Annotated in this window: 2 protein-coding genes; both read left to right on the plus strand. The window is 61.0% G+C overall.

Annotated features, from left to right (window positions below; all coding sequences use genetic code 11):
* On the plus strand, window positions 1-1,093 hold a 1,093-nt coding region (locus tag AC3WLT_RS37115), incomplete at its 5' end, for an ABC transporter substrate-binding protein (RefSeq protein ID WP_492596517.1).
* 55 nt (window positions 1,094-1,148) lie between these two features.
* A partial coding sequence (locus tag AC3WLT_RS37120; protein WP_492596518.1) for an ABC transporter permease family protein occupies window positions 1,149-1,558 on the plus strand: 410 nt, incomplete at its 3' end.

Below are 1,558 nucleotides of genomic sequence, written 5' to 3' on the forward strand. Positions count from 1 at the left end.
ACTGAACGTGCTCGGCGCGTGGCCCGCCTCGGTGCTCGACAAACAGCTGCTGATGTCGCACCAGAAGGGCAATGACTTCGGCAACGACTGGCTGCGGACGAACGAGGCTGGTTCCGGCGCCTACAAGCTCGTGAAGTGGACGGCGAACGACAGCATCGTGCTGCAGCGCTTCGATGGCTATCGTATGCCGCTCGCGATGAAGCGCATCGTGCTGCGTCATGTGCCGGAAGCATCGAGCCAGCGCTTGCTGCTAGAGAACGGCGATGTCGATGTCGCGCGCAACCTGAGTCCAGACGATCTGTCCGCGCTGACAAAGTCGGGCAAGGCGCACGTAAGCGCGGTGCCCCAGGCCACGTTGCTGTATCTCGGCCTGAACGTCAAGAACCCGAACCTCGCGAAGCCGGAAGTCCAGGAAGCCATGAAGTGGCTGATCGACTATAACGGCATCCAGAACAACGTCGCCAAGACCACCTACAAGGTCCACGAAACGTTCCTTCCCGAAGGGTTTCTCGGCGCGCTGAACACGAATCCCTATCAGCAGAACGTCGCGAAGGCGAAGGCGCTGCTCGCGAAAGCCGGTCTTCCAAACGGCTTCTCAGTGACAATGGACGTGCGTACGGGCTACCCATACAGCGAAATTGCGGAGGCCGTTCAAGCGAATCTCGCACAGGGTGGCATCAAGGTTCAGATCATCCCCGGCGACAACAAGCAGACGCTCGCGAAGTACCGCTCGCGCTCGCACGATATCTATATCGGCGAATGGTCGGCGGATTACATCGATCCGCATAGCAACGCACAGGGCTTCGCGTGGAATCCGGACAACTCCGACAAATCGAGCTACAAGATGCTCGCGTGGCGCAATTCGTGGGACATTCCGGATCTGACCAAAGAGACGAACGCGGCGCTTGCAGAATCGTCGACGGCAAAGCGTGCGGAGATGTACCAGACGATGCAGAAGCAGATGCTCGCCCGCTCGCCGTTCGTGGTCGTGTTCCAGCAGGTCTCGCAGGTAGCCACGCGCCCGGGCGTGACGGGTCTCGAAGTGGGTCCGATCAACGACCTCGTGTCGTATCGTGATCTGAAGAAGCAGTAACGGATCAGGCGAAGGCGAAACTGCCGCGGCTTCGCCTTCGCCCGAGGAACTCATCATGTCGACTCCCCTCACGACTTTCGACCGCATGCGTGCGCTTTCAGGCGAAAGCGCCAGCGTACGCTGGGCGTTGCGCCTCGTTCGCTGGATCGTCACGCTCGTAATCACGTTCACCGGTCTGCTGGCGGTCACGTTCGTGATCGGCCGCAAGGTGCCAATCGACCCGGTGCTGGCGATTCTCGGCGATCGTGCGTCGGCGACGGCGTACGCGGCGGCCCGCATCCAGCTCGGTCTGGACAAACCGCTCGCGGTTCAGTTTCTGATCTACGTTCGCGATGTACTGCACGGCAATTTCGGCATGTCGCTGCTGACCGCGCACCCCGTCATCGAAGACATCCAGCGCGTGTTCCCCGCAACGCTCGAACTGGCGACGCTGTCGACGATGCTTGGCGTGCTGATCGGCGTGCC

It is taken from the genome of Paraburkholderia sp. FW306-2-2C-D06C (genome assembly GCF_058781505.1).